The 513-nt window shown below is 45.4% G+C and carries 1 protein-coding gene; it reads right to left on the bottom strand.

From position 1 onward, the window contains the following. Positions 1 to 60 precede the first annotated feature (60 nt). A partial coding sequence (locus HC175_RS17425) for an acyl-CoA thioesterase (RefSeq protein WP_168139566.1) occupies positions 61 to 513 on the bottom strand: 453 nt, incomplete at its 5' end.

Here is a 513-nt window from a genome sequence, read left to right as displayed (position 1 = left end):
AGGGGAATATTCGGAAATTTGGTATAAAATGCGGCACGGATTACAAATCCGCGCCATCTTCTAAGATTCTACAAATAATGCTTTTAGCTCAGTCGCATCTCCGGGTTTCATTTTTCCGGCGAGCACAAGGCTTAGCTGCTTTCTGCGAAGGGCAGCTTCATATCTTTTTTTCTCGAGCTCAGTTTCAGGTTCAATAGGCGGTACATTAACCGGAGTTCCGGTTTCGTCTACAGCCACAAAAGTGTATATAGCTTCATTGGCTTTACTGCGTTGTCCGCTTTCCCGATCCTCCACCCATACATCGATATAGATCTCCATAGAAGATTTAAAAGACCTTGAAACTTTAGCTTCAACGGTCACTACGCTTCCTAAGGGAACCGCTTTATTAAATGCAACATGATTTACCGAAGCAGTTACCACAATCCTGCGGCTGTGACGTCGTGCGGCGATGCTGGCCGCACGATCCATACGCGCAAGTAATTCCCCTCCAAAAAGGTTATTTAAGGGATTGGT

The sequence above is a fragment of the Salinimicrobium oceani genome, assembly GCF_012037645.1.
The sequence above is the reverse complement of the archived record's forward strand: the minus strand, read 5'-3'. Positions and strand labels throughout refer to the sequence as shown.